Genomic DNA, 25,416 nt, shown 5'->3' with positions numbered 1-25,416 from the left:
GTGTCAAGTTGATGTAAAAAAACACGATTTTCACCGTTCTTGTGCCTTTTTTAAACCTCGTTTCTCAAAAAATTTACATATCCTAAAAAATCCCGATCTTGAATTTTAGTTTTAAAAATTTCCAGCCAATCAGTTTGGGGATTTTTCAGAATTTCCATATCGTAAATATTATCTGTTTCCGATATGAAATTTATGATTTTTATGCACTCAGCTTTGGCTAAATTGTTTTGAATAGATATTTGACCATTATTTATTTTTTCAAGCAATTTATTTCTAGATTTATGAAACGTTTCATGGGTATCGGCAGAGTTACAAGCAGATCCCTTACGCTTATAGTAAATATGCAAAGGCTCATGTTCAAAACCAATACACTCAATGTCATTAAAAAAGGACATTAAAAAAACAAAATCCTGCATTCTGGGAAAATCAGTATCATAATATAAATTGGGTATTTTGGTGGCATCATATAAATAAATACTAGAGCTATGAAGAGAAACCCATGGTAAGTCTTTTGGAGAAAGAAACTCATAATTAGGTAACTTATTGAATTTTTCTAGTAAAAGATCAGAATCATGATCTCGAATTTCAATATCAGAAATAGCCGCACCATACCTCTCAACCAAAGGGATCATCTTTGATAATTTTTGAGGTTTAAATTCATCGTCCGCATCTAGGGTTGCCATGTACTGTCCTCTAGCAACCTCTAACCCTTTATTTCTGGCATTACTTGAACCCGAACCAAATTTATTTGTTGAAATAAATTGTAAGCGTTCATCCACGATATGATCTTCTTTAAGAATTTGAGAATAATTTTGGTAATCATCGCTAATAATAATCATTTCCCAATCCATAAAATCTTGATGTATGACACTGCTCACGGCTCTCTTGATAGTGTTTTCTGCCTTATAAGCGGGAGTAATAATAGAAATTAAAGGATTTTTCATGGCATTTGATTTGTTGGTTATCGGTAAGAACTTGATTTAATCTATCGAAATAAAGTTATCTTTGGCTTTGAAAAAGGTAGAAGTATTGAGCCACAGATGCTGATCACCCCAAGTGAATCGGAGAACAACAACTAACAGCACAGGATATTCAAGATTTTTATCCAAAATAGACGAATCCATGTTAACATAATGGAAGCTTTAATCAAAGCTTGTCGCCAAAATTGCCATAAAATTACCGATTTAGGTTTTTTGTATACAATTAAGCAATTATTTATGATCTAATGATCCCATACATTAATGAATTTTGATAATCATCAGTTAAATCTTAATTTGGCTTGGCGGATTGGGGAAGAAGGATTCCTAAAAATTGTTGACTTGATCAATGAGAAAGTTAATTTGCCAAATTATATTTTAGAGTTTGGTAGCGGTGCAAGTTCCATCCGTCTAGCTTTAAGTTTTCCTCAAACCAAAATAATCTCAATAGATGCAGATTTAGACTGTTATCATCAAACTCAAGAGCTTGCTAAAGAATTTCTTCAACCAGAATCTCTCTTTGAGTTAAAATATCAGCCTTTGAGTTTTCAAGAATATGGTTTGGGTACGATTTTTGCTTATACTCAAGATACTTCCTTAAACAACCTTAGTTTTGACTGCGTAATTATAGATGGGCCACCATTCTATACCTTAAGAGGAAGAGAAGCCTGTTTATATCAAGTCTATAACCAACTCCGTATTGGTGGTATTGTCATTTTGGATGATTTCAATCGAGAAAGTGAAAAGATTATTTTAAAAAATTGGTTGTCAGTATATCCTGATAGTTTTAATATAGAAATTATTGAATCAGGACATCACCTGGCTATTCTTCAGAAAAAACAGTCAGTAAAACCTGATTGGCTTAATGAATATAGACACAATGATGCCATGGAGATTAACCAAAAATACAGGAAACTTCGGGCTGCATTCTTAAACTTAAAAGATGCCGATTTTATTAAAATACTTGAGTCTTTACCCAGCAATGTAATTATCCCTGTACTCAAAGATAAAGATAACTTGGATGATTTTATCAAACTAATGTTGACAATTCAAACAACATATCAAAGTGCTTCTGATCAAGTTAATTTTATTTCTGAGTCTCAATCAAATTTGACGGCTGAAGAAATTTTTCAGCAACAAACTGAGATTTTCTGTTCTTGTTTAGACTTGTTAAATTTAACCCAATCAAACCTATAGATGATATAGCAGTCGCCACATCTATAAGGACATTCTTGAAAGCTAAAAGCTGCTCACAGTAAGTATTTACCTATGGCGAGATTGCCTATTCCCTATTGCCTCTTGCTATAACATTTGGCTAAATTAGTTTATTTAATACTTGCTTAATTCGGAAAGTGACAGAAGCTGGATCAATTTAAGTCTCCGATAATCAAGGATGAATTTGCTTGAGAATTACTCGCAAGCGATCATAGTCATCTTTTAATAAAATACTCAGGGTTCGTCCCGCTTCTACTAACCAAGCTCTATCTGAGGTTTTAAACTTATAAACTTCTCGAATTGCTGCTGCTACCAAAGAATCAACCGGAGCATTACCTACATCTAATAAAGTTCTTAAAAAATCTAATTCCTGACTAAAATCCACAATTTCATCCGGTTCGCATTCATACACCGCTTGATGAATTTGAGGAGGACGGGGCGGAATATATTGATAAATTTTGCCCCGTTGCGGTTGCGAACTATTATCTTCACTCGCCAACTCAAACCCCACAATTGCCACCCGAAATTCCGTTTTTAACATGGCAAAAATTTGGGGTTGCTGTTCTCGCAATTCCTCTAAACTTAATCCTAACGCCCTCGCCCGATGTACGGAATCAATTGGGCTAGTCGTAGCATGATAAACTACCCCATAAACCTGATTTCCCGACTCCTCATCCCTAGATTTCACCCAACTGCCAAAGGCAGGCATCACCGGAAAACTCAAATCCTCCGGTTCCAAACATTGGGCTAAATATTCCGTTGTCGCCGTTTCAATTACCTCACCAATATGTTGTTGAGAACGGGCAGAAGTTGAGAAGGTGGGGAAGGGAAGACGCATAAGAGAGGGGAGGGGAGGCAGGGGCAGGGGCAGGGCTGTTTCATGTTTGAAAATTATAGCTTACTTTTTAGCCATAATTCTCAAACATGATAGCTATTTTCGGAAGAATTAATATTTCCTATAAGGGCTATATAATATTAATTATATGAAATAGTTATCTAAATAGCATAAATATTCCTATTCCCTACGGAGTAAGACTTACGTTTGTGATTTTTCTCTATTTTTCCTAAACTAATCGCTCTATTCTTAACTTGGGGATGAAGAGATAGCCACTAATTTCTCCCACTGATTTCCTAACCACCTTCTTCCCTCTGTTATTGATAAAAATCCTAAACCTCTGAAAATATTCAATCCTAGGGTGTTGAGCAATGCCAAATTAGTCGCCGCTCGTACTTGATGAATTTTCATACTATCCTCTTTAAATAACACATCTTTTACCCAATGAACTTGATTTTCAATCCCCCAATGCCCTTTAATCTTTTGGGAAAAAAATTCTGCCTTTTCCCAGATACTACTTATATAATAAACCGTTTCTTTATCAGACTTTTTTCCTCTGTATCCCCACCGTTCTACCTGAATTATACTTTGAATATGTTCCCGGTGACATTACAATGTAACGCATCCGCAGTTATCAACTTTCCTTTTAGACCACATTCTCCTATCACCCCTAAAACTACTACTAATAGCACTTCCCATAACTCATACCTTTTTCCCTGACTTTTTCTGAAGTCCTTGACTTTTTTTAAATTTTCTATTAAACTTGTTAGCATCTTTTTTTAGAAAAAATGGCGATCGCTTTCCATTTTATCAGGTGGCGATCGCTCTTTCTTTACTCTTTTTCACCCGACTTTGAAACAGCCCTGCCCTGCTCCCCCTGCTCCCCCTGCTCCCCCTGCTCCCCCTGCTCCCCCTGCTCCCCCTGCTCCCCCTGCTCTCCCTGCCCTTTAAGGTTCTGTTTTGGGGGTTGCGGTTGGAGGAAGTTGAGTGCTAGGCGTTTTGATTTTAACAAAAATATCATAACGGCTAGTGCGATCGCCGATAATTGCAGTAGTTAATCCAATTGATTGAATCGCATCAATCCATAGCCTTTGATCTGGGGGAAGTTGAGGTAAAGATAGAGTTCTAACATTCGGATCAAACACCCGTTCAAGATTCATAAAAAAGTTGCCATTATTGGGGTTGAGTCCCATCGGAATAGTTTGCTGAAATAGCGGATTAGAGGTGATTGCAGCTTGAGGTGAAGGCACAACTTGATCCGCGATCGCCCCCCCCAAAGTCACAAAAGCCACATCGGATTCTAACCAACCCCGAGTTACCATAAATCCCCCAAAGGGAGATACCCATTGCACCGCCGATTGATCCTTAACTTTAGTTTCACTCACCTTAAATTTCTTATTCTTCATCACCTCATCTAACTGGGTTAAAGCCTTATCCGCCGCACTGCGATCGGAAACCTTCACCATTAATACTAACCCCGCCACAAATCGTTCTAACGCCCTAGGATTAGGATTAGCCGGAACTAAAGATAAAGAAAACTCCCCCCCCATCCAATTCAAAACATCTTTTTCTAACTCCATCCCCGTCGCCGATTTAAAACTCGAACTCAAAACTTGAGGATTCAAGGGCGCTATCGGATTAGCATTTGCCCCTTGAGTATAATCTTCCCAAACCCGTTTTAAATTACTTCCAGAAACCATCATTAATGTATTTTCTGGAATCCGAGGTAGAATCTCTTGAGCCTTATTTTCAACGGTAAATTTTTTCTGACTATTAGGTTTTAACCAAGATACGGCTTTTAGACCTACGCCCTGAGCTTCTAAATTAATATTAGTAGCTAATCCTTGATGCTGTTGTACCTGTTCCAAATTTTTATCAGGAATCGGATTAGGAGAACGATAGGAGGCAATCTTTGTAGCTACGGGAATATTTAGGTAAACTTGAGCAAAAGGATTAGTAGTTTTAATCGTCTTTAAACTAGCAGCATATCCAGGGGTTTTCGCTAAGGAATCCGAACCTCTATAAGTATCAATTACCCGTTCAGTTGCATTCGGATCGGTGGTAACAACTAAAAAATCTTGTCCCAGGACAGAAATCGAATAATTCTGTTTAGGATTTCCCTGGGTTTCAATAATATCAACTCCTCGATAGGAGCGCTGGGTGGTTTGACCCGGTTGTACTGTTCTCGGTTGCGATAATAATTCCTTTGCTTTGGCGGGGTTAGCAATGGGAAATACCATCACCATTGCCTGTTGATTTAGGGTTGTAGAAGCATCCGGGGTAGGAGCAGTCCCAGAAATCAAGCTAGAATTCGGTAAAGCAGCCATCATCACTTCTTGACCGACCCAGGGCTGGATATCCTTTTGATAATCATAGCCATTGTCTGTAAAGACCCGATTTTGCCAACCCTTGAGAATTTCCTGCAACGCCGCCTGAGATTGGACTGTGCCGTATTGCTTTAATTTATCCCATTGTTGGCCATTTGTAGAGAGGGATACAGCCACCATTGCTTCTTGGGGGACAACATTCGCACCCAGGGGAACACCTTCTAAAAATTTACGCGAAACTAGACTGTAGTAGGCTGCAATTCCCCCTCCAACCAGCAGCGTCGCAACTCCCACAGTCAAAACTAGATTGGGTTTAATTTTTTGGATCATGAATGGCAAGGATGGCTTTAGACAACCAGTAGACTAATTAATTCGATATCGAGGGAGATTTTAACCCAGGGGGTCACACTTTGCAAATTGATCACAGGGGTTCTTGATCTTCGGGCTCGGAAATACTATTAAACCAACCGCGTTTCCAGAAGAAGAAAAATAACCCTAAAGCGATGAAAAACATCATTCCCAAACAGACTGGATAACCCCAATACCAATTAAGTTCGGGCATATTCAAAGCAGAAATTTCCGTATTAAAGTTCATTCCATAGACTCCAGCTACAAAGGTCAGGGGAATAAAAATAGTCGAAATAACGGTGAGCAATTTCATGATTTCATTCATTTTATTACTCATCGTAGACATATAAATTCCCATTAAATCCGAGGATAATTCTCGATAGGTTTCTACCATATCCCGAACTAAAATGGTATGATCATAACAGTCTCGTAAATATATCCTAACTTCTGGACTAATTAAATCGCTTCCATCTCGAATTAATACATTAATCGCTTCCCGTTGCGCCCAAATTGCCCGGCGCAGGGTAAATAAATCCCGACGAATACTATAAATTCTAGCTAGATCTTTAGGGACAGGATTAAAGACAACCTTGTCTTCTAAATCTTCTAAAATCTCTCCATATTCTTCTAATACCGGGAAAAAACCATCAATAATGGCATCTAAAATCGCATAGGCTAAATAATCAGCCCCTTGTTTACGGATAATTCCTTGATTATAACGAATGCGATCGCGCACTGGTTGCAAACAATCATATTCCGCTTCTTCCTGCACCGTCAGTAAATAATTTTTCCCTAAAATAATACTAACCTGTTCTTTATGCAGGGGCTCTGCGCCAGGTTTGATCATGATCATCCAGGCCACAATCACCAATTGACCCTCATATTCCACAACTTTAGGACGTTGGGGAACATTCACCACATCTTCTAAGGCAATCGGATGTAAATTAAATACCTTCGCCATCCGATCCCAAGTGTCTTGATTTCCTAACCCTAAAATATCCAACCAAGAGACAGAATGGGTATCTAAATAAGGTGCACATTCCTCCGGTGTTTTTAAGGTTAAACGAGTTGCCATTTCGTCACTATAATCAATTAATACCATTTCCGGGGGTGGATCATCGGCTTCCACATCCAATGTTCCAGGGATAGTTCCCGGATCATCATAGAAATAATCTAATTTGGATTCTTCCTCATCTTCATCAATAGCAGAATCGAGCGGGGGCATCGTAGATTTTATACTGTGTGCCATAAAAAACTGCCCTGAAAGTTAATGGAATGGGTTTGGGAGTCGCAAAACTAATCCAAGTTTAACAGATGAAGTTCACAAGGGAGTTTATATTTTAATAAAAAAATCTATAGGCTGTTTTCTAAGATTTTAAATTCCTTTAAAGCAGGTAAAAAGTTTTTATTTTCATGACTAGGATGGCTTAACTTTAGTAAAGCAAATCGTTGTAACGGACTTAAATCTTGCCATTGTTTTAAGGTAATCTTAACCCCGATTTCCCCTGCTTTTTTCTGTACGTCATCGGGTAATTTTTTTGTTTCTAACCAAAGCGGTTGATCCTCAATCGGTAAATCCTTGAGAGGAAGATTCGTATATTGTTCTGCTAATTCATATAATAAACTCCGATAAGCCGCGATTTCTTCCGGTGTATTAATCGAATTGCTAACTAACTGTTGACGAGCCTCCTGACTAAATTTATTCCAATGTTCCAATTTTAACTTAACCCCACAACTATCTAACTTATACCGCACAACCATCGGAATACATCGCAAAGATTCAACAAAATCCTGTTCAAATTCAAACAAATTATTCATATATAGCAATCCTATTTGAGTTGTGTTCAAAATTCTTTATCAAAAGGGAACAGGGAACAGGTAATGGGTAATAGGTAATAGGTAATGATACTTCCCCTGCCTCCCCTGCCTCCCCTGCCTCCCCTGCCTCCCCTGCCTCCCCTGCCTCCCCTGCCTCCCCTGCCTCCCCTGCCTCCCCTGCTCCCCCTGCTCCCCCTGCTCCCCCTGCCTCCCCTGCCTCCCCTGCCTCCCCTGCTCCCCCTGCCTCCCCTGCTCCCCCTGCCTCCCCTGCCTCCCCTGCTATTTCTGCTCTGGATGAGCAGCCTCTGGGGAAGTAGCCCCCATTTGATTAATTGTATAAATCATTTGATACAATCTCCCTACTCGACGTTGATTAAAATGGAAGGTTAAACGGGGTAATTTCTCCGTATCGTCGCCTATTTCTTCTGGGAGGGCTGTAGTTGTCTCAATCCTTCCTTTAGATAACATATCGTGAAACTCCGTATTCAGTTGTTCCACCTGTTGATCAGATAATTCAGACTTTAACCGCATCACATATTTATCTTTAACATAGCGGCTAGAATGATAAACACGATAGAAACTGGCGATCGCTTCACAAGCCACAGACAGATCATCCGTAATTGTATAAAAACTCGGATCATCAGGTGAAATTAATCCTCGATTGAGCAATTGTTTCTCAATAAATTGGTTGAGATCATACCAATAATCTCCCCCCGGACGATCCACCAAAATTAACGGGGCTGGGCCGAACTTTCCCGTTTGAATTAAAGTTAAACATTCAAAGGTTTCATCTAAAGTGCCAAACCCCCCGGGAAACATCGCTAAAGCATCACTTTCACGCAGAAAGAATAATTTGCGCGTGAAAAAATACTTAAACATAATCGCTTTTTTATTCCCGTGAATATAAGGATTTGAAGATTGTTCAAAGGGAAGTTGAATATTTAAACCAAACGATAAATCCAGACCCGCGCCCTCATTTCCCGCCTGCATAATCCCACCTCCACCCCCGGTTAACACCATAAAACCTTGCTGGGTGACACATTGGGCAAAATCCGCCGCCATTTGATATTCCGGGGTATCCGCAGGAATTCGAGCCGAACCAAAAATACAAATTTTGCGAACATGGCGATAGGGATAAAAAATTTGAAAACCCCGCTCTAAGTCCAATAAAGAAGCCGAAATAATTTTCCAGTCTAGGGTTTCAAATTCCTCTCCAGCCATCCGAACTAGACTGGAAAGCGATCGTGAAATCCATTTTTTATGCTTCAAATTCGGCAATTTAGCCACTAACTGGATAATATCTGCTTGTAGAGGATCTACCGCCAAACTAATATCTGAGGAGTCCATAAAATTCATCACCTAAAACAAAGCGCCTCAGATCCAAGGTTCCAAGGCGCAATACCCGTGAATAATCAGCTTGAGATTCAAGTATCACTTTCCTAGGAATTGAAAACCACTTTTATTAACCGACTCAAACCTACTCTTTTTTTCAGCCCGTTTTTGAGTTCAGTAATCAACCCAGGTAACAATGATTAAAGTATTCTACTGGCTACTCTTTGGAGAATTAATATAACCCTCCAAAGTAGATGCTAAAGTCGTTTTAGGGACAGCACCTACAACCATATCCACCCTTTGACCATCTTTGAAAATCATCAGAGTTGGGATACTGCGAATTCCGTACTGACTAGCAGTATTAGGATTTTCATCTGTGTTGAGCTTGACTACTTTGAGTTGTCCAACATATTGCGCTGCAATTTCTTCTACAACCGGTGCAACCATACGACAAGGCCCACACCAAGGCGCCCAAAAATCCACTAATACCGGGATCGGACTCTCAAGCACATCTTGTTTAAAACTAGCATCAGTAACTGGTAAGGCGTTGGACATCTCTATACATCCTTGATAATATAAAAGACCTTTTTGTCTATTCTACCCTTAATTTGAGCAAGCTTTCTACAAAGCAATAACTCCCGATTATATTTCAATATGATCTCCTAAAGAAACCGCCCGAACAAAAGTCCAGGCGGAGTGTGGTGTGAGGAGTGAACGGAAACATACGTCTCCGCTTCTTCTATTGTGCCATTTTATTTCATATAATTCCAGGTTGAGTCGTAAGTTTTACAACGATTTAACAAGTTTCGTCAAGAATCCTGAAACCCAACCTCCGTAAATTTACCTTAAACAGCAAGAAGGCTCACACTATACCTGTACTCAGTTCAGTGTAGGTAGTTCACTTACCCATCCCTAACTGTTGGGCTTTTTGATAGACTTTTCCTTCGGTCAGCAGCGAAGGAGCAATCACAACTTCCACTTGTTGCATTTCTGGAATCGTCTGCGCTCCCAGGGTTCCCATACTGGTTTTTAACGCCCCCAATAAATTATGAGTCCCGTCATCAAGTTGAGCCGGGCCCCGCAGAATTTGTTCTAAGGTTCCGGTTGTCCCCACCCGAATCCGAGTTCCCCTGGGTAACACCGGACTGGGCGTTGCCATTCCCCAATGATAACCCCGTCCGGGTGCTTCTTTAGCCCGGGCAAAGGGGGAACCAATCATCACGCCATCAGCACCACAGGCGATACATTTACAGATATCTCCTCCGGTAATTAGGCCCCCATCGGCAATAATCGGTACATAACGTCCGGTTTCTTGATAATAGTCATTGCGAGCCGCCGCACAGTCAGCCACGGCCGTCGCTTGGGGAACTCCCACCCCTAAAACCCCCCGGGAGGTACAGGCCGCACCAGGGCCAATCCCAACTAAAATTCCCGCCGCTCCCGCTTTGAGTAATTCTAGGGTGATATCGTAGGTGACACAGTTACCCAAAATCACCGGAATCGGCATTTCTTGGCAAAACTTAACTAAATCCAGAGGAATCACAGATTCTGGAGATAAGAAGGTAGTTGACACTACTGTGGCTTGCACAAAGAATAAATCAGCCCCGGCTTCAGCCACCACCAAACCATATTTACTCGCTCCAACTGGTGTCGCACTCACCGCAGCAATTCCGCCCCCATTCTTGATTTCCTGAATGCGTTGGGTAATTAATTCTGGTTTAATCGGTTCTGCATATAATTCTTGCATCAGGGTGACAAACCCTTCTTTTCCGACTGAAGTGATGCGGTCTAAAATCGGTTCTGGGTCTTGATAACGGGTTTGAATCCCTTCTAGGTTCAATACCCCCAATGCTCCCAATTTCGATAATTCCACAGCCATACGCACATCAACTACCCCATCCATGGCACTGGCAATAATCGGAATTTCTCGTTGAATGCCACCAATTGTCCAAGTTGTATCTGCTAAACCCGGGTCAAGGGTGCGTTGTCCAGGGACTAACGCAATTTCGTCAATGCCATAAGCTCTGCGGGCAACCTTGCCCCGACCAATTACAATATCCACTCTTGTATGTGTTCCCAAGACTCTATTTCTAATTAGACTATCACAATCGAGCCAAAGGATTGTCCGTGAACCTGGGAGAATGGGGAACGGGGGCAGGGCTGTTTCAAAGTCGGGTGGAAATGATTATATAATGGCTTTAAAGAAAAATCAAAAAAAGCTATATGAGCAAGTTGAAGCCGTAATAAAAAGTGAAAATCCTTTGAGTGTAGATGTGACTCATGAACACAGCCATGGCAGATCAGAATATCCCCTATCTTTTGCTGCAATTGCTACTCAAATACTAGAAGTGAGTAAATATGAACTCAAAGAAAATATTATCCTGGCTCTCAAGCGTCGGCAACTGCTATATTATGATTGCCAACGCGAATCCTATAAATTGCATCCCCTAGTCCAAGAAAAAGGCGATCGCTTGTTGAATCAAAACCCTGAAAATGTTAGGAGAGCGCATCATCAAGCCTATAGTTATTATATTAATATTCCGCTCAAACCTAAATCTGAATGGCAAAATATTGATGATATTAAACCACTAATCAGGGCGCACTATCATGCGTCTCAAGCAGAAGATTTAGACGCAGTAAAGGCGATAATTGCTGAAGTATGCCAGGTTATTGACTGGGTGGGGGGTTTTATCAATATATTTGCCACCCACCGAGCAATGCTCACTATCCCAGTTAGACTGTTGACTGTTGCGGAGTCAGAAGAAACAGAGGAAACAAACGTGCAGACCAAAGACCAAGAAACACAAAGGAACATAAAGAAACATAAAAGTTTTCTTCCTCCTCCCCTCCTCCCCTCCTCCCCTCCTCCCCTCCTCCCCTCCTCCCCTGCCTCCCCTGCCTCCCCTGCTCCCCTGCTCCCCTGCTCCCTATTCTCCGCCTTGGATTTTCAGTAACAGAAAGCCACCACCCAGACCCACCAGAATTAGGGAAAAGCACAGGAACGCGGTTGAGAAAATTTCGCCAGTCATGTATTTCATCTCCATTTATGATAGTTAAGGCTTATTGTATCGGATCGTTGCCACCCCTTATCATGGCCTTAACGCCTAACTAAAATTTATGTTCAATTTTGCTGAACTGGGACGTTTCCTATTTGAAGGAATTGAAGTTTTGCCCAATATTCCCTATCGCCGGATTAATGATGTTACAGTTCATCTGGATATCTACAAACCACGGAACCTCAAGGGAGTCAATAAAACTTTGGTGGCGGTTCATGGTGGTGGTTGGATATCAGGAAGCAAAGAGGAAGTCCTGCCCCAACTGTTCCCATTTTTAACCCAAGGATGGTCGATTGTTAATGTTGAGTATCGTTTAGGGAATGTGGCGTTAGCTCCGGCGGCGGTTGAAGATGTTAGGTGTGCTTTGCGTTGGGTCTTTTCCCATGGTTTTGAATATCAATTTGATCTCAATAAAATTGTCGTTATTGGTGGTTCAGCCGGGGGACATTTAGCCACGTTATGTAGTATTTTACCTAATTCTGCCGGATTTGATTTATTAGCAGAAACGGGTGAAGATAGAAACCCACCTGAATTAAAAGTTGCGGCGATTATTAATCTATTTGGGATTATGGATGTTAATGATGTTTTATTTGGAGTTAACCGCCAAGATTATGCTCTGATGTGGTTCGGTCAACAACCTAATATTCAGGAATTAGCGACTAAAATTTCCCCGATTAATTACGTTCGCCCGGGACTACCTCCGATTTTAACCATTCATGGGAATCAAGATGGATTAGTTCCCCACCAACAAGCGGTTAAACTCCATCTCAAGCTAGATGAATTAGGGGTATCTAATCAATTATTAACAATACCAGGGGCAGGTCACGGGGGATTTTCTCCAGAACAGGCCCATTTACTCTATCAAACTATTCAGGATTTCTTGCAAACCCATCAACTTTGGTAAAAGGATTCAACCATGACTCAAACTATCTTAAATCTAAAAGACAAAATCAACTATTCAGAATCGGGAATTTTCAGTTCAGTGCTCTGGAAAAATGACATCTGCCAATATACCCTATTTTGTTTGGCAAAAGGAACCGATATTTCTGAACATACCTCAAGTCGAAATGCTACAGTTCAGGTATTAGAAGGAGAAGGAATTTTTACCTTAAATGGGGAAGATATTAGATTAGAACCTGGGATTTTTATTATCATGGCTGCTAACGCCCCCCATGCTTTAAAAGCAGAGTCTAATTTGGCTTTTTTATTAACATTATCCGCACCTTAATCTTAAGAAATACGGTATGACAGGGAATACCGGAGGAAAAGAAATCTTCAGGCGGATTAATTCTGATTCGGGATTCTTCAGACTATACTCTAAGCAAGGAATCCCTGGGAGATTAATTAACCGATGTTAGAACTACACTGTCATACCACCTACTCCGATGGTCAACTGACTCCAACGGAACTGGTGAAGGTCGCCGCCGAGGCTGGAGTTAAGGCATTAGCGATTACCGATCATGATACTTTATCCGGTTGGGAAGAAGCGTTTCAGGCGGCACAATTCTACGGTATAGAAATTGTCCCGGGTGTGGAATTGTCAACCGTTCATAATGAAAGATCATTGCATATTTTGGGATTTTATCCTAATAGAAATAAATTGGAAACTCCCCTAAAAGAACGTTTAAATGGACGCAAAAATAGAGCTACTCAGATCATAGAAAAACTGGCTGAGCTGGGTTATCCAATTGAGTTAGAACCCATGGGAGAAGGGATGGCAGTTGCGCGTCCCCATATTGCCATGGCGATGGTCAAAGCGGGTTATGTTAAGTCTACTAAAGAAGCCTTTGACCGATGGTTAGGAGATTATAAACCTGCATTTGTTCAGTATGACAGATTTTCGAGTATTGATGGGATTAAATTATTAAAATCCTGCGGCGCGATTCCGGTTTGGGCTCATCCTTATTTATATCAAGGGGGAAAAATTGAAACAGTTTTTCAAGAATTATTTGAAGCCGGATTAATGGGTTTAGAAGTTTATCATCCTCACCATAGTTTATCACAAATTCAACGGTTAGAAAACCTTTGTGAAGAATATAATCTATTAAAAACGGGGGGGAGTGATTATCATGGAATCGGAGAAATTAATCAGTTTAATTTACCTCTAAGTTTATTAGAACTACTGAAACAATCAGTGATCAGTTTTTAAATAATCGGGAGTAAAATCTCAAATTCCGTCCCCAATCCTAAATTAGAAATAAAATTGAGTTGACCCCCATGTTTTTCACTAATAATTTGGTAGCTAATCGCTAATCCTAATCCGGTTCCTTTTCCGGCGGGTTTAGTGGTGAAAAAAGTATCAAAAATTCGAGCTTGAATTTCTGGGGGAATACCCATTCCATTGTCCCGAATAGAAACTGATAGCCATTCTGAGTTCACATCAATATCAAGCATATCAATTTTTTTGTCAGTGGGTAAACAATATAATAATCGATTTCCCTGAGAAAGTTGGGCTAACTGCGCCGGATATATTTGATCTTCAGATAGGGTTTTAACCTGGGTATTAATCTCAATTTTGAGAGACTGTTGATCAGTTTCTTCTAACGCATCAATGGCATTAGAAATTAGGTTCATAAACACTTGACTCAGTTGACCCGAATAACACTTAATTAAGGGAATATCACCATAGTTTTTGACGACTTCAATTCCCTGTTTTAGACGATTTTTTAAAATTAATAATGTTCCATCCAGACAATCATGAATATTGATTTCCCGCCGTTGACTACCATCCATGTGGGAAAAACTATGCAAACTATTAACCAGTTGACTCAGACGTTCTGAACTGACTAAAATACTTTTAACTGCTTCTCCTAAGTCTTGCTGCAAAAATTCAAAATCAATTTCGGCTTTAACATCATCAATCGCAGGACAAGGTTTTTGGATATTGTCTTCATAGGTTTGAATTAACTTAATTAAATCTTGATAATAATTTAACAGACAGCTAGAATTTCCTAAAATACAACTGACAGGATTTCGGATTTCATGGGCAACTCCAGCGACCATTTTTCCTAAACTGGCTAATTTTTCAGTTTGAATCAGTTGGGATTGAGCCTGTTGACGTAATAATTCAGTTGCTAATTGATGAATATGGGATTGAGCAACTAATAATTGTTGAATATCGAGAAGTTGATGACGATTTTCTGTTAACTGAACTACAATGGGTTCATATAATAATTCAGGCGATCGCTTGACAACTCGATGGGCTGCTTCTACAATTAAGGTGTCTCCTGATAAAACTAATAATTGGCTTTGAGCAAACCTTTGTAATGAACGAATAGACCGTTGTAAAAACAATTCCCGTCCATAGGGACGACTTAAACATTCTAAAAATATTCGTCGAGAAATCATTCCGCTAAACTGACCATTTTGAGTTAGCATCACCCCGGGAATCAGGGGATTTTCTTCTAACTTCTGAGTCAGAATTATTCCCGGTTGATTGACATCAACTTGAGCATCATACAAAGATAAATCTTTCAGGGTTGACCCTAAATTTAACTCATTAATTGATGAAAAAGCAGGCATTAAGGATGACGTTTCCATAGAGTAAGTAGTGAGCATAATCATGTCAAAATAAATAGATTGAATTTCAATTGATTGGATAGCTGTTGCTGCATCTAAATTACCGATTCAAAAACCGTAAAATCTTCACAATTTAGTCATATTGATGACTGGGGTAGTGTCTTTCAAATCCTTAACAGCTTAAAGGATACCGTTTCACCCTGAAAAGCCTTTACTCCATTTTATTCTATAATTTATAATTTGAAGCAAAATTTTAAATTTAACCTATTATTAATCTATTTACCTGTTCTTAAACTAATGGGGATACATACTCCTATCACCCGCGATACAGGTTTAAAAAACAACAATATGATTGTGTAATTTTAGCTATCTTTCCGGGAATTTTGAAGTGAAATTGCGGGATTTGTTACCCAAAGATAGGGATGTCTTAAACTCGAACAAATCACCCGATCGCGTCCTTGATTTTTAGCTTGATATAAGGCTTGATCGGCTATAACAATTAAATCTCCGGGTGTTTTAATCGTTTTCATGGTTTCTGGATTTCCAAATTCTGCGGTAGCAATTCCCAAACTCAATGTGACATAGGAACTCACCGAAGAACTTTGATGATCAAGTTGAATAAATTTGAGATTATCTCGGATTTTTTCGGCTATTGAAACCGCTTCATTTTGATCGATTTTGGGTAACACAACCACAAATTCTTCCCCTCCATATCGAGCCACTAAACCCGGTTTTAATGTTAAAGTTTGGGCGATGACTTGAGCCACTTGTTTAAGACAATCATCTCCCACTTGATGTCCGTAGGTATCATTATACTTTTTGAAGTAATCGACATCAATAAAAATCAGAGATAGGGGAAATTCAGTGGATTTTAGTTGTGACCATTGTTGATCAAAATATTGGTCAAAAAACCGACGGTTGGGGACTTGAGTTAATCCATCTAGGCTGGCTTGAATTTGTAATTCCTGATATAATTTGTGGAGAACTTGATTCGATAATTGATGAATTTTAGACTGAGCTAGTAACAGTTGGTACATATCAATCAGTCGATAAATCTGGGGAGAAAGTTCAACCACAATAGGTTCATAAACTAAATCGGGTAAGCGTTGTAAAGCGGTTTGAGTGGCTTCTAAAATTGGTGTAGAACCCGCTAGAACTAAGATTTCTTTATTTTCCCAGCGATATAATACTTTTAAAGGACGTTTTAAAAATAGTTCAATGCCGTAGGGACGGCTTAACCGTTCTAAAAATCGTTGTCGAGAAATCATCCCAAAAAAATTGTTATTTTCTGTTAAAATTACCCCAGGTAATAAAGGGTTAGAGTTAAAATAATTAGTAACTACTTCTCCAGTTTCCGAAGTATCTACCTGACAATCATATAAACATTGATCTTGCAGGGTTGATGATAGATTAGGATAGGAAATAGCAGTAGAACTCGGGAACAGGTTGTATAGCTCAAATCCGTTGCAACTTAGCATACAATTTTGATGATGTTTGTAAAGAGATGATCTTGTAACTGATTCAGATCTCCAGAATCTTACATCAGATCAGTTATCCTCTATAATAACTAAGTTTTTAATTAATATTTGGGGGGTGCGTTGACAAAGCCCTGGGTGATTTTGTGCGTCTTTGATCGCTAGGATTTATATTTTACATTGGAATCTATGGTTAAAATGCTTAATAGTTTAGGAAATTATAGTTTAGGAAATCATAGCGGGCGATGGCGTGCTGCTACCATAGCCCTGACGCCAACCCACCGCTTGGTTTTAATCGTTATCCGATAGAATTTGTAGGCGAATTTTGCCCTCACTACCATCGCCTAATTGTACTTCAATAATTTGACCTGCTAACTGTTCTAAACAGCCTAAAAGCGATCGCAAATGGGGGGTACTTGCTCCGGTATCCACATATAATCTATCCGCTAAACTACCCACTCGTTTCCAACTACTATGGAGTTTAACCATAGTTTGTTCGAGGACAGTTGCCTGTTTAACTAAATCAGAAGCCGTATTTAAACATCCCACCCGCAACGCTTCTTCTAACGCCATTTCCATATCCACAGAAGATTGATTTAAGGCTTGAACTTGACCCGCCGCATCCAAATATTTTGATAAATTTTTGGCTTCTGATGTTAACTGTTTAATCGTATCTACATCGGGATTTTCGATCATTTCCCGTTGTAATTCCGTAATATGAACTTCTGGTAGTTTTTCCATTTCTCGCACTAAAGGCGCTAAATAGCGAGGTGGCATTGCGCCTTCCGTGGCTTTTTCTCGAATACTATCGGGAATTAAATCGGAACTCATTGCCGTCCATTCATCATTTAATTGTCGGACTTCACGGCGAGTAATTCGATCGCCATTGCAAGCCGCATCACTAACCATTTGTTGAACTTCTGCGGGGGCTTTTGCGGTTTCGATAAATGCCCTTTTACTAAAGTTATTAATCGCATCGGGATTAAGATGACCTTGAAGTAATAGGGCATCAGCGCTATTAGCTAATTCAATTAAAGCATAGGCTTGACTTTTGCTAATTTCCCGTTCTTTTAACCAATTTAAAAAGCCTGTACCCCGTCCTTCTCCGCCTTTTTTTTCTCGATCTCTAACAACTCTTAATATTCTGCCGCGCCAGATTTCGGTTTGCAAGTCAAAGCGATCGCAAACTTTCCAAGCGACATCAATTTGGTGTTCAAAATCCAATTCAGGAATTTCCGCTTCTGGATCAGGGAGTTCAAAATGCAGATCCTGAAATTCAGCTAAAACCTGGATCAGTTCATCGGGGATTTGGGGACTGTCGGCCATTGGACGCACGTTGGGTTGGGAGACTGCCCGGATCATTATTGCACAATTCGGGAACCTCTGGAGTTCTTCTGCGGCTGTTGTGTCCAGTTCAAACAGGCTATCTGTTGTTGGTTAGATTTGGTAATTTTGTTATAAATTAGCCCAAACACTCTGGGAATATATAATAGAAAGTATGATCTAACCCCTCAATAAAATTTGTTAAAAAATCTCTTATGAACGTTCAAGAACTCCTCAAGGCGGCTCAACAATTGAGCTTATCCGATCAGGTTCATCTAGCCAGTCAAATTATGCAGTTAGTCGAACAAAAAATGCCACCCTCGACAGGAGAAATTGCCCTAATTCCCCAGTCAAAAGACCCCCTAATTGGTCTTTTTGCAGGTTCACCCGATTTGGCAACCCAGTCTGAGGAAATCTTGAATCGAGAACTGAACTCAACCTCTGGTTTTACATGGAAAGAGTAATCGCCGATACTGGTTTTGTTGTCGCTCTCGTTAATCGTTTGGATCAACGCCATGCTGACGTAACGCCCATTTACTTACAGTATCAACAGATTTTTCTTCCCCAGGTCGCATTGGTTGAAATTGCATATTTGATCGGTTTAGAACAATATATCGATAGTAGAATTGATTTTGTTGATGCCTGCATCATGGCGATCGCAGCAATTACAGGATATCAAAAATATCTTTCACCGCGTAAAGGATTCTCCTGTGCATACCGAGTTTTACACAAGACTGATTCTTGCTCCCAATATATTAAAAAATTGATTAAAAAATATGGTATAATTGATGCTATTCCCTTAGCCAATCAACGCTTCAAATCTTGTAAAACTGCCGCTCTGATTCTCTATAGTGAAACACAAAAAAAACAGCGTCCGTGTCAGAACTTAATTAATCAAAACTGTCAATGCAAACCTGAAGATATTTTAGCAGGAATTTGTGAAGTTTCATTTTGCTTTATCACGGATTGTGGTGACGGGGCAAATTGTAGTTTATTTTAAGGTGGAATACCTGATATTTTTCATCTAAGTTTCCTACATTCAGGATCGTGGCAAGGGCAAACTTTGAGAATAGTCCTAGGTTTTTGCTTTTGCTTTTGGTATAATTTAGCGATGTAATAAGGCCCCATACCATATAGCCCTATTGCTAGTTGGAATCCAGACATAAAAGTATTTGGATTAATAAGTTGATAAAATTCAGAGGCTGTAACAATAGCAAAACATACTTTAATTAAATCCCATATTTTCCCATATTTTAGATACAGAAATAATAGACGTAATAAGGCTTCAAGATAGCCCCGATTATAACCTATAGCCTGTGCATCTTTCGCTGCATTCTTAATTTGTTCTACTTGTTTTTCCAAGATACTTTTTTTGTTAAAGGTCGAGTTATCTACATAACTACCTATCAAATTTGCTCGAATCAAAGATACTTGCATTAGACCCGAAGCAGCACCACACTCAAGAAATAATTTCTGGCTTTGCTGATAGTGATAATCTGCACTTTCAATCAATTGACACGCTTCTAAAACTTGACCTAATCTTAGATGATAAAATCCAGTTGCTGCTGGGTTGCTATCAGCTAAAGTAGATTTGTTAGTAGGAAAATTTTCGATTTCCAGCATCTGTTGACTTTTAATATAGAGTTGAGCCGCGGTCACAAAATCATACTGTGCAAAATAAACTCGACCTAAATAATGTAAGCAATTTCCAAACAATCCTAAAATTTTTATATTTTCTTTTTTTTCCTGTTTGCAGATAATCTCTAAAAGATTTTTAGCTTGATTCATATAATCTCTGGATTTCTGAAATTGGAATCTATAAAAATAGTAATGCCCTAAAAAAAGCCAAGTCATTGCTAACTGTTGATCTAAATTAGGATTTTGCTTACATAGGATTTCAGACTGATCAAGAATTTTTTTCATTTTTTGATATTGGCTACTATTTTCATAGTAAGTTGCTAATGCCAATTTCAATTCAATTTGTTGAGATTCATCTGTTTCTAAAGCAATTGCTTTATTGATAGATAATTCCGCTTCAGGATCAGAAACTGATAAATGTGTTAAACATTTGAATTGTGCAAAATATAGACTATAAGGTGGATTTTTATAATTGATTTCATACTCTTTTAGAATAAGTTTAATTTCATCAGACCATTCTTGAGTTCTCTCTAAAATTTGTAGGGCTTTATTGGTAAATTTAGTTAACAATTGGGAACAAAGTGGTAAATATTGGATATTTTTAGAGTTATCTTTTAAAGCCGTAATCACATTAGCTAAATCTATTTCATCCTCAGATTTTTCTAAAAGAAGATTCAAATGATGATCATTTTCCAGATCATTTCGACGTAATCTATTTCTTAGACTTTCTCGACGATTAATCGATTGATTTTTTGTTTTAATGTTCATCTTGAATTCTCCTTAAAAATTCATAAAGTAAGCTATGAATTGAATATCGGGATTCGTCTTTCAGACTGCGACTGCTATCTAAAAGGTTAAATTGACTGCACTCTGTTATTGCTTGTCTAAATTCATCATTATTCAAACCCGATGGTTTTTGCAGGTCGGAACTAGGAATTAAATAGCCCGCAGCATACTTAATCATTAAGTTTAAAATCAGTAGAGCATTATCTGAAAGTGAATTTAAAGATTCTTCATATAAAAACTCTTGAATATCTTGATCTTGTTCAAATCGTTCAAAAATTTTTAATAAAGGGTCGTCATAGATTCTTAATAAGTTCATCACCAATGAAATCATCAAAGGATTACCCTCTGTTTTTTGATAAATTGGCTCTAATTCTTCATCTAATGCTTGTTTGACAATATCTAATTCTTGACCTTGGTGTCGAATCATCTCTAAAGTCGCTGACTTATCTATACCAGGTAACTTAATTTCTCTCACTGCACAATTATTAGCTTTTAGATCTTTACGAGAAGTAAATATGACTTTACTGGGTCTAATATTGCACATTGGGTCAAAAGGGTTAAATCTAGCTAAAAGCTTTTGATATTCGGGTAATGTTTCCAAATTATCAATAACAATTAAATAAGGTTCGGATGTTAATTTTCTTTGCAGGGCTAAAAAATAATCTTGATTTGCAGGAGGTAAATTAATGTCTAATTGTGAAGCGATATCATAGATCATGTAATCTGTATTGATATCTTTTTTATTGTTGTCTTTTTTAACTGACATATTGGGTTCTAAATAATAAGTCCTTTTAGCCATAGTCCAAGCTAACTTAAAAAAACCTGCATCAGCAGCATATTCACCCACTAATTTTTCCGTCAAAGAAGTTTTTCCGATTCCCCCAGCACCCGTAATACTCATCAACCAATAATCATCACGAGTTTGGAGATGATCTCTGAGTTGCTCAAGGATTGTATTAATACCAAATAACTTTTTTTGCTCCCAATTTGTTTTCTCTCTTAAAGTAATTTCAATTTGATGGCATTCTCTGTGATCTTCTGAATCAATTGTTTCAATATTAACAGTTAATGAGCTATTAATCGGCACAGTAGCCTCGGCTAAACCAACTTTATTATAGTAACGCTCTACAACCGCTTGTACATTATCCCGATTTACCTTGTCTTCACATATTGTTGACAATCTCTGCCAAAGTTTGTATGCAGCCGTCTTAACACTTCCACCATCAAGGTACTCGCTATTTCCAATTTCGTCATAACTTTTGCCATCTTTACCCTTCCACGCTTCTTTCAAGATAGTAGTTTCAAGGGTACTCAAGGTTTTGAGCTTCTTAGCCATCAGTTGTGAACTGATAAAATCCAAAGCCGCATTAATGTCCATTAGTCTATCTGGTGGTAAGTTACAGCTTGAAATAATAACTATAACTCACTTTGATTGACTTTAATTAACTTTGCATCCTTCAAACAAAGTTTTCCCTTACCTAAATTAACTTTTAAATCACTAACTTTCATCTACAGACAATTAAACAAGTAAGTTTTAATCTGGTAATTACAAACACCATAAAGCAATCTTTAAACACCATGAATAAACCATTCAAGCTAATTATATTTAGCCTAATTTTATTATTTTTAACCCCTAGTTTGGGGTGGAGATCTTTGGGTATTGCATCTGCTAGTACAGTTTGCTGCGAACAGACAAAAGACGGTTGCTATTCTTGTGATCCTAAGTAGGAGAACATAGGAATAAACTTGCATGAAAAATCATCAGCTGTAGCTAATAGCACGATTCGCTATTCTTCATCCGATTTTCTCTCCGCTTAATTCAACACAATTCCCGTAGGGGCGGGTTCGCCAATATCTCGAATACCTGCTAGAAATTTCACTAAACCCGCCCCTTTTTATTATCAATTAACAGCAAACTCCGTGTAAGGACGAATATTAGGGGGATGAAACCCTAAGACAATTTGAGTTTTGGGAATTCCTGCCTTGACTAACTCATTGGCAATTCCATCCTCTAATCCATCTCGATGTATCCAAATTTTATCGCCAATCACCTCTGAACAATTTCCTCCTTTTGACTTTCAAAAATCAATAAATTAACTCGATATTTGTTAATCACTAACTGTCCAATTGGCTCAGAAAAAATCGCTTGATAGGTTGTTTTACGAACAGCCAGATACAACAAACAAAACGTAATGGATCATTCGTAATCGTCCAGCCATCTTTAACCAAGGCATTTTTTGCTGCATAATAGAAAGATAGCTGAAGAAATCCAGCTTCTACAATTTAAAGGTAAAATTATGGCCGTTGAGTATGACTTGGTGGTGATTGGAGGTGGTTCTGGGGGGTTAGTGGTTGCCAGTGCCGCTGCCCAATTAAAGGCAAAAGTTGCTTTAGTAGAACGCGATCGCCTAGGGGGAGATTGTTTATGGTTTGGTTGTGTTCCTAGTAAGTCTTTAATTCATGCCTCTCGGGTGGCTTATGAAGTTAAAAATGCAGCAAAATTTGGGATTTATACCGATAATTATAACATTAATTTCGCTAAAGCCGCGAGTCATGTTCAACAGGTTATTTCTACTATTCAACCCCATGATTCTCCCGAGCGGTTTGAATCTTTAGGAGTTGAGGTTATTTTTGGAGATGGTGAATTTTTAGATAACAAAACCTTCGGTATTAATGGGCGTAAACTAACCGCTAGAGCCTTTGTAATTGCCACGGGTTCCCGGGCAGCTATTCCTAATATTCCAGGGTTAAATCAAGCAGGTTTTCTCACCAATGAACAGGTTTTTTCTCTACAAGATTGTCCTGAATCCTTAGCAATTTTTGGAGGAGGGCCCATAGGCTGTGAACTGGGACAAGCCTTTTCTCGGTTAGGGTCAAAGGTGACAATTTTATCGAGTCGAAATCAAATTTTACCGAAAGAAGATCCCGAAGCGGCAAAGGTAGTTCAGAATCAATTATTATCGGAAAATATTGTGATTTTAAATAATACTAAAGCTGAACGCATAGAAATTGAAAATGGCAAAAAGAAAATTATTGCCGGGAACAATATCATTTTAGCCGATGAAATTTTAGTTTCCGTGGGACGAGTACCTAATATTGAATCCTTAAATTTGGAAGCGGCGGGTGTTATAATAAATCCATCGGGGATTCAAGTTAATGATAAACTCCAAACCACTAATCCGTGTATTTACGCTTGCGGAGATGTCATTGGCGGGTATCAATTTACTCATGTTGCGGGTTATGAGGCTGTTGTGGTGTTAACGAATGCGCTATTTTTTCCGATTAGTAAAGTTAACTATCGGGTCATACCTTGGGCGACTTTTACCGATCCTGAATTAGCTAGAGTCGGGTTAACAGAACAACAAGCAAAGGAACAGTATGGGGAGGATATTTGTGTTTTAAAACAACCTTTTGGGGGAGTTGATCGTGCCATTGCTGAAGCAAAAACCCTAGGATTTGCTAAAATTATTACTCGGAGGAATGGTGAGATATTAGGTGCTCATTTAGTGGGTGCATCCGCCGGAGATTTAATTCATGAAATTGTTTTGGCCATGTCTCATGGTTTGAAGGTTTCCGCTTTGACAGGGATTCATATTTATCCGACTTTATCGGAAGTTAATAGTAAAGCAGCATTATTGTTAAAAAAACAAAAATATGCAGCGAATACTTGGCAACAAACGCTTTTAGAACGATTTTTTAATTGGAGGCGATCGCTTTAATCTTACCCTATGAAAATTATCACTTTAAATCTTCGTTATGATAAACCCGATCAAGGTAACAATGACTGGAAGTTTCGCCGTTATGCGATTGCTAAATTAATTGAAAAACACAACCCTGATATTATTGGAACCCAGGAAGGAACAGCCCATCAACTCTTAGATTTACACAGATTATTACCCCAATATCAAAGTATTGGCACGGATCAAATTGGCAATGGAACTGGAGAACATTGTGCTATTTTTTATCAAACTAAAACGTTCCAATGTATTGAATCAAAAGATTTCTGGTTAAGTAATACTCCTAAATTGGTCGGAAGTATCAGTTCAGAATGGGGAAATTCTACCCCTAAATCCGTGAGTTGCGGGGTGTTTATTTCCAGAGAAACCCAACAACAAATCACCGTTTTTAATACCCATTTAGATTATTATAGTCAACAATCTCGAAAATTGAGTATTCCGTTAATTCAAAAATACTTAAATCAAGTTAATCTGGAGCATTCCTTATTAATATTGACCGGAGATTTTAACGCCGAACCCCATAGTGAAGAACGTCAAACTTTATTAAAACCCCTTGCTAATGGGATTCAATTACTAGATAGTTTATCCGATATTCCTTTAGAATTTCAACAAACCTTTCATAATTTTACAGGTGAAGCGATCGCCGCCGTTGATACGATTTATTATGATTATCGGATGTTATTAAAATCTGTGAACATTGACGTTAATCAAATTAATTATATTTGGCCGTCGGATCATTTTCCCGTCATTGCAGAATTCAATCCAGTTGTTGAGTAGATAAATGGATTTAATCTAACCAATAAATAATAATTTTCCGACGATTAGGGAAATACTTTTGAGCTTGGTGATCACCAGATCACCAGTTTAAATACTTAGACCAACTGATCATTTGTCTGTTCAAAAATTGGGCAAATTTTGGGTTATTCCCTAATGATCGTGTTGACACTCTCAGGTTTAAAAACACTGAGATTCTTGGTTCAACGAAACCACTTAATCAAAGTACCTTGCAGTGCTTCAACCAGAGGTGGGA

Annotated in this window: 25 protein-coding genes and 1 pseudogene; 9 read left to right on the top strand and 17 right to left on the bottom strand. The window is 38.6% G+C overall.

The features are described from left to right. Positions 1–50: 50 nt before the first annotated feature. Entirely contained in the window at positions 51–944 is an 894-nt protein-coding gene (locus AC2D3N_RS10445) for a glycosyltransferase family 2 protein (RefSeq protein ID WP_079679301.1), read from the bottom strand. Between the two features lie 297 nt (positions 945–1,241). Between AC2D3N_RS10445 and AC2D3N_RS10440 the strand changes: the two genes are divergently transcribed. Beyond that, the gene (locus tag AC2D3N_RS10440; RefSeq protein WP_484693558.1) at positions 1,242–2,174 is read left to right on the top strand and encodes a class I SAM-dependent methyltransferase; all 933 of its coding nucleotides are present in this window, start codon (positions 1,242–1,244) and stop codon (positions 2,172–2,174) included. Positions 2,175–2,364: 190 nt separating this feature from the next. Here the strand turns inward: AC2D3N_RS10440 and AC2D3N_RS10435 are convergent, their stop codons facing one another. The 8 genes and pseudogenes from AC2D3N_RS10435 to AC2D3N_RS10400 all read right to left on the bottom strand — a co-directional run bounded on the left by AC2D3N_RS10435 (position 2,365) and on the right by AC2D3N_RS10400 (position 10,914). Beyond that, positions 2,365–3,030, bottom strand: a complete 666-nt coding sequence (locus tag AC2D3N_RS10435) for an HAS-barrel domain-containing protein (RefSeq protein ID WP_484693557.1) — start codon at positions 3,028–3,030, stop codon at positions 2,365–2,367. 246 nt (positions 3,031–3,276) lie between these two features. Continuing rightward, a pseudogene (locus tag AC2D3N_RS10430) lies at positions 3,277–3,800 on the bottom strand (ISAs1 family transposase). A gap of 174 nt (positions 3,801–3,974) precedes the next feature. Then, positions 3,975–5,684, bottom strand: a complete 1,710-nt coding sequence (locus AC2D3N_RS10425; protein WP_079678891.1) for a DUF3352 domain-containing protein — start codon at positions 5,682–5,684, stop codon at positions 3,975–3,977. A 91-nt stretch (positions 5,685–5,775) separates the two neighbouring features. Further along, complete coding sequence (gene corA / locus AC2D3N_RS10420) at positions 5,776–6,951, bottom strand: magnesium/cobalt transporter CorA (protein WP_079678893.1); 1,176 nt, start codon at positions 6,949–6,951, stop codon at positions 5,776–5,778. A gap of 104 nt (positions 6,952–7,055) precedes the next feature. Beyond that, positions 7,056–7,520, bottom strand: a complete 465-nt coding sequence (locus AC2D3N_RS10415) for a nitrate reductase associated protein (RefSeq protein ID WP_484693556.1) — start codon at positions 7,518–7,520, stop codon at positions 7,056–7,058. A 279-nt stretch (positions 7,521–7,799) separates the two neighbouring features. Then, positions 7,800–8,867 carry an LOG family protein gene (locus AC2D3N_RS10410; protein ID WP_079678896.1) on the bottom strand — a complete coding sequence of 356 codons (1,068 nt, stop codon included), beginning with the start codon at positions 8,865–8,867 and terminating at the stop codon, positions 7,800–7,802. A 195-nt stretch (positions 8,868–9,062) separates the two neighbouring features. Next, positions 9,063–9,407, bottom strand: a complete 345-nt coding sequence (gene trxA, locus AC2D3N_RS10405; protein WP_079678898.1) for a thioredoxin — start codon at positions 9,405–9,407, stop codon at positions 9,063–9,065. A gap of 343 nt (positions 9,408–9,750) precedes the next feature. After that, positions 9,751–10,914: a GuaB3 family IMP dehydrogenase-related protein gene (locus AC2D3N_RS10400; RefSeq protein WP_079678899.1), complete on the bottom strand. Its 1,164-nt coding sequence runs from the start codon at positions 10,912–10,914 to the stop codon at positions 9,751–9,753. 130 nt (positions 10,915–11,044) lie between these two features. Here AC2D3N_RS10400 and AC2D3N_RS10395 point away from each other — a divergent pair, with 130 nt between their 5' ends. Further along, positions 11,045–11,806, top strand: coding sequence for a hypothetical protein (locus AC2D3N_RS10395; protein ID WP_484693555.1), 762 nt, complete (start codon positions 11,045–11,047; stop codon positions 11,804–11,806). Here AC2D3N_RS10395 and petM read toward each other — a convergent pair. Then, complete coding sequence (gene petM, locus AC2D3N_RS10390; protein ID WP_079679570.1) at positions 11,780–11,881, bottom strand: cytochrome b6-f complex subunit PetM; 102 nt, start codon at positions 11,879–11,881, stop codon at positions 11,780–11,782. The genes AC2D3N_RS10395 and petM overlap by 27 nt on opposite strands. A gap of 88 nt (positions 11,882–11,969) precedes the next feature. Between petM and AC2D3N_RS10385 the strand changes: the two genes are divergently transcribed. The 3 genes from AC2D3N_RS10385 (at position 11,970) to AC2D3N_RS10375 (ending at position 14,057) form a co-directional block, all read left to right on the top strand. Continuing rightward, positions 11,970–12,812 carry an alpha/beta fold hydrolase gene (locus tag AC2D3N_RS10385; protein WP_484693554.1) on the top strand — a complete coding sequence of 281 codons (843 nt, stop codon included), beginning with the start codon at positions 11,970–11,972 and terminating at the stop codon, positions 12,810–12,812. Positions 12,813–12,824: 12 nt separating this feature from the next. Further along, positions 12,825–13,136 carry a cupin domain-containing protein gene (locus AC2D3N_RS10380; RefSeq protein WP_079678903.1) on the top strand — a complete coding sequence of 104 codons (312 nt, stop codon included), beginning with the start codon at positions 12,825–12,827 and terminating at the stop codon, positions 13,134–13,136. A gap of 123 nt (positions 13,137–13,259) precedes the next feature. Further along, positions 13,260–14,057, top strand: a complete 798-nt coding sequence (locus AC2D3N_RS10375; protein WP_484693553.1) for a PHP domain-containing protein — start codon at positions 13,260–13,262, stop codon at positions 14,055–14,057. On the opposite strand, the gene AC2D3N_RS10370 is transcribed toward AC2D3N_RS10375, so the two are convergent. From AC2D3N_RS10370 to AC2D3N_RS10360, 3 genes are all read right to left on the bottom strand, one after another. Next, positions 14,054–15,466 carry a sensor histidine kinase gene (locus AC2D3N_RS10370; protein WP_079679571.1) on the bottom strand — a complete coding sequence of 471 codons (1,413 nt, stop codon included), beginning with the start codon at positions 15,464–15,466 and terminating at the stop codon, positions 14,054–14,056. The two genes, AC2D3N_RS10375 and AC2D3N_RS10370, sit on opposite strands and share 4 nt — an antisense overlap. Before the next feature lie 323 nt (positions 15,467–15,789). After that, entirely contained in the window at positions 15,790–16,905 is a 1,116-nt protein-coding gene (locus tag AC2D3N_RS10365; RefSeq protein WP_484693552.1) for a diguanylate cyclase domain-containing protein, read from the bottom strand. A 288-nt stretch (positions 16,906–17,193) separates the two neighbouring features. Further along, entirely contained in the window at positions 17,194–18,228 is a 1,035-nt protein-coding gene (locus AC2D3N_RS10360; RefSeq protein ID WP_484693747.1) for a hypothetical protein, read from the bottom strand. 212 nt (positions 18,229–18,440) lie between these two features. Here AC2D3N_RS10360 and AC2D3N_RS10355 point away from each other — a divergent pair, with 212 nt between their 5' ends. Next, positions 18,441–18,689, top strand: a complete 249-nt coding sequence (locus AC2D3N_RS10355) for a hypothetical protein (RefSeq protein WP_484693551.1) — start codon at positions 18,441–18,443, stop codon at positions 18,687–18,689. Continuing rightward, a complete protein-coding gene (gene yidD / locus AC2D3N_RS10350; protein WP_079678909.1) occupies positions 18,677–19,225 on the top strand; it encodes a membrane protein insertion efficiency factor YidD in 549 nt (182 codons plus the stop codon). Before AC2D3N_RS10355 ends, yidD begins: the two co-directional genes overlap by 13 nt. A 20-nt stretch (positions 19,226–19,245) precedes the next feature. Here yidD and AC2D3N_RS10345 read toward each other — a convergent pair whose 3' ends face one another. From AC2D3N_RS10345 to AC2D3N_RS10330, 4 genes are all read right to left on the bottom strand, one after another. Then, positions 19,246–20,631, bottom strand: a complete 1,386-nt coding sequence (locus AC2D3N_RS10345; RefSeq protein ID WP_484693550.1) for a hypothetical protein — start codon at positions 20,629–20,631, stop codon at positions 19,246–19,248. Then, positions 20,621–22,027: a helix-turn-helix domain-containing protein gene (locus AC2D3N_RS10340; RefSeq protein ID WP_484693549.1), complete on the bottom strand. Its 1,407-nt coding sequence runs from the start codon at positions 22,025–22,027 to the stop codon at positions 20,621–20,623. The genes AC2D3N_RS10345 and AC2D3N_RS10340 overlap by 11 nt, the downstream gene beginning before the upstream one ends. A gap of 523 nt (positions 22,028–22,550) precedes the next feature. Next, on the bottom strand, positions 22,551–22,700 hold the full coding sequence (locus AC2D3N_RS10335) for an element excision factor XisI family protein (protein ID WP_484693548.1): 150 nt from the start codon (positions 22,698–22,700) through the stop codon (positions 22,551–22,553). Continuing rightward, on the bottom strand, positions 22,697–22,828 hold the full coding sequence (locus tag AC2D3N_RS10330; protein ID WP_484693547.1) for an element excision factor XisH family protein: 132 nt from the start codon (positions 22,826–22,828) through the stop codon (positions 22,697–22,699). The genes AC2D3N_RS10335 and AC2D3N_RS10330 overlap by 4 nt, the downstream gene beginning before the upstream one ends. 118 nt (positions 22,829–22,946) lie before the next feature. Between AC2D3N_RS10330 and AC2D3N_RS10325 the strand changes: the two genes are divergently transcribed. Together AC2D3N_RS10325 and AC2D3N_RS10320 are read left to right on the top strand one after the other, a co-directional pair. Then, on the top strand, positions 22,947–24,368 hold the full coding sequence (locus AC2D3N_RS10325) for a dihydrolipoyl dehydrogenase family protein (protein ID WP_484693546.1): 1,422 nt from the start codon (positions 22,947–22,949) through the stop codon (positions 24,366–24,368). A 9-nt stretch (positions 24,369–24,377) separates the two neighbouring features. Then, complete coding sequence (locus tag AC2D3N_RS10320) at positions 24,378–25,163, top strand: endonuclease/exonuclease/phosphatase family protein (protein ID WP_079678914.1); 786 nt, start codon at positions 24,378–24,380, stop codon at positions 25,161–25,163. Positions 25,164–25,416: the final 253 nt, after the last annotated feature.

It is taken from the genome of Planktothrix sp. PLAVEN19ND, from assembly GCF_057220675.1.
Note: the sequence above shows the minus strand (reverse complement) of the source record. Positions and strands in the feature narration are given on the sequence as shown.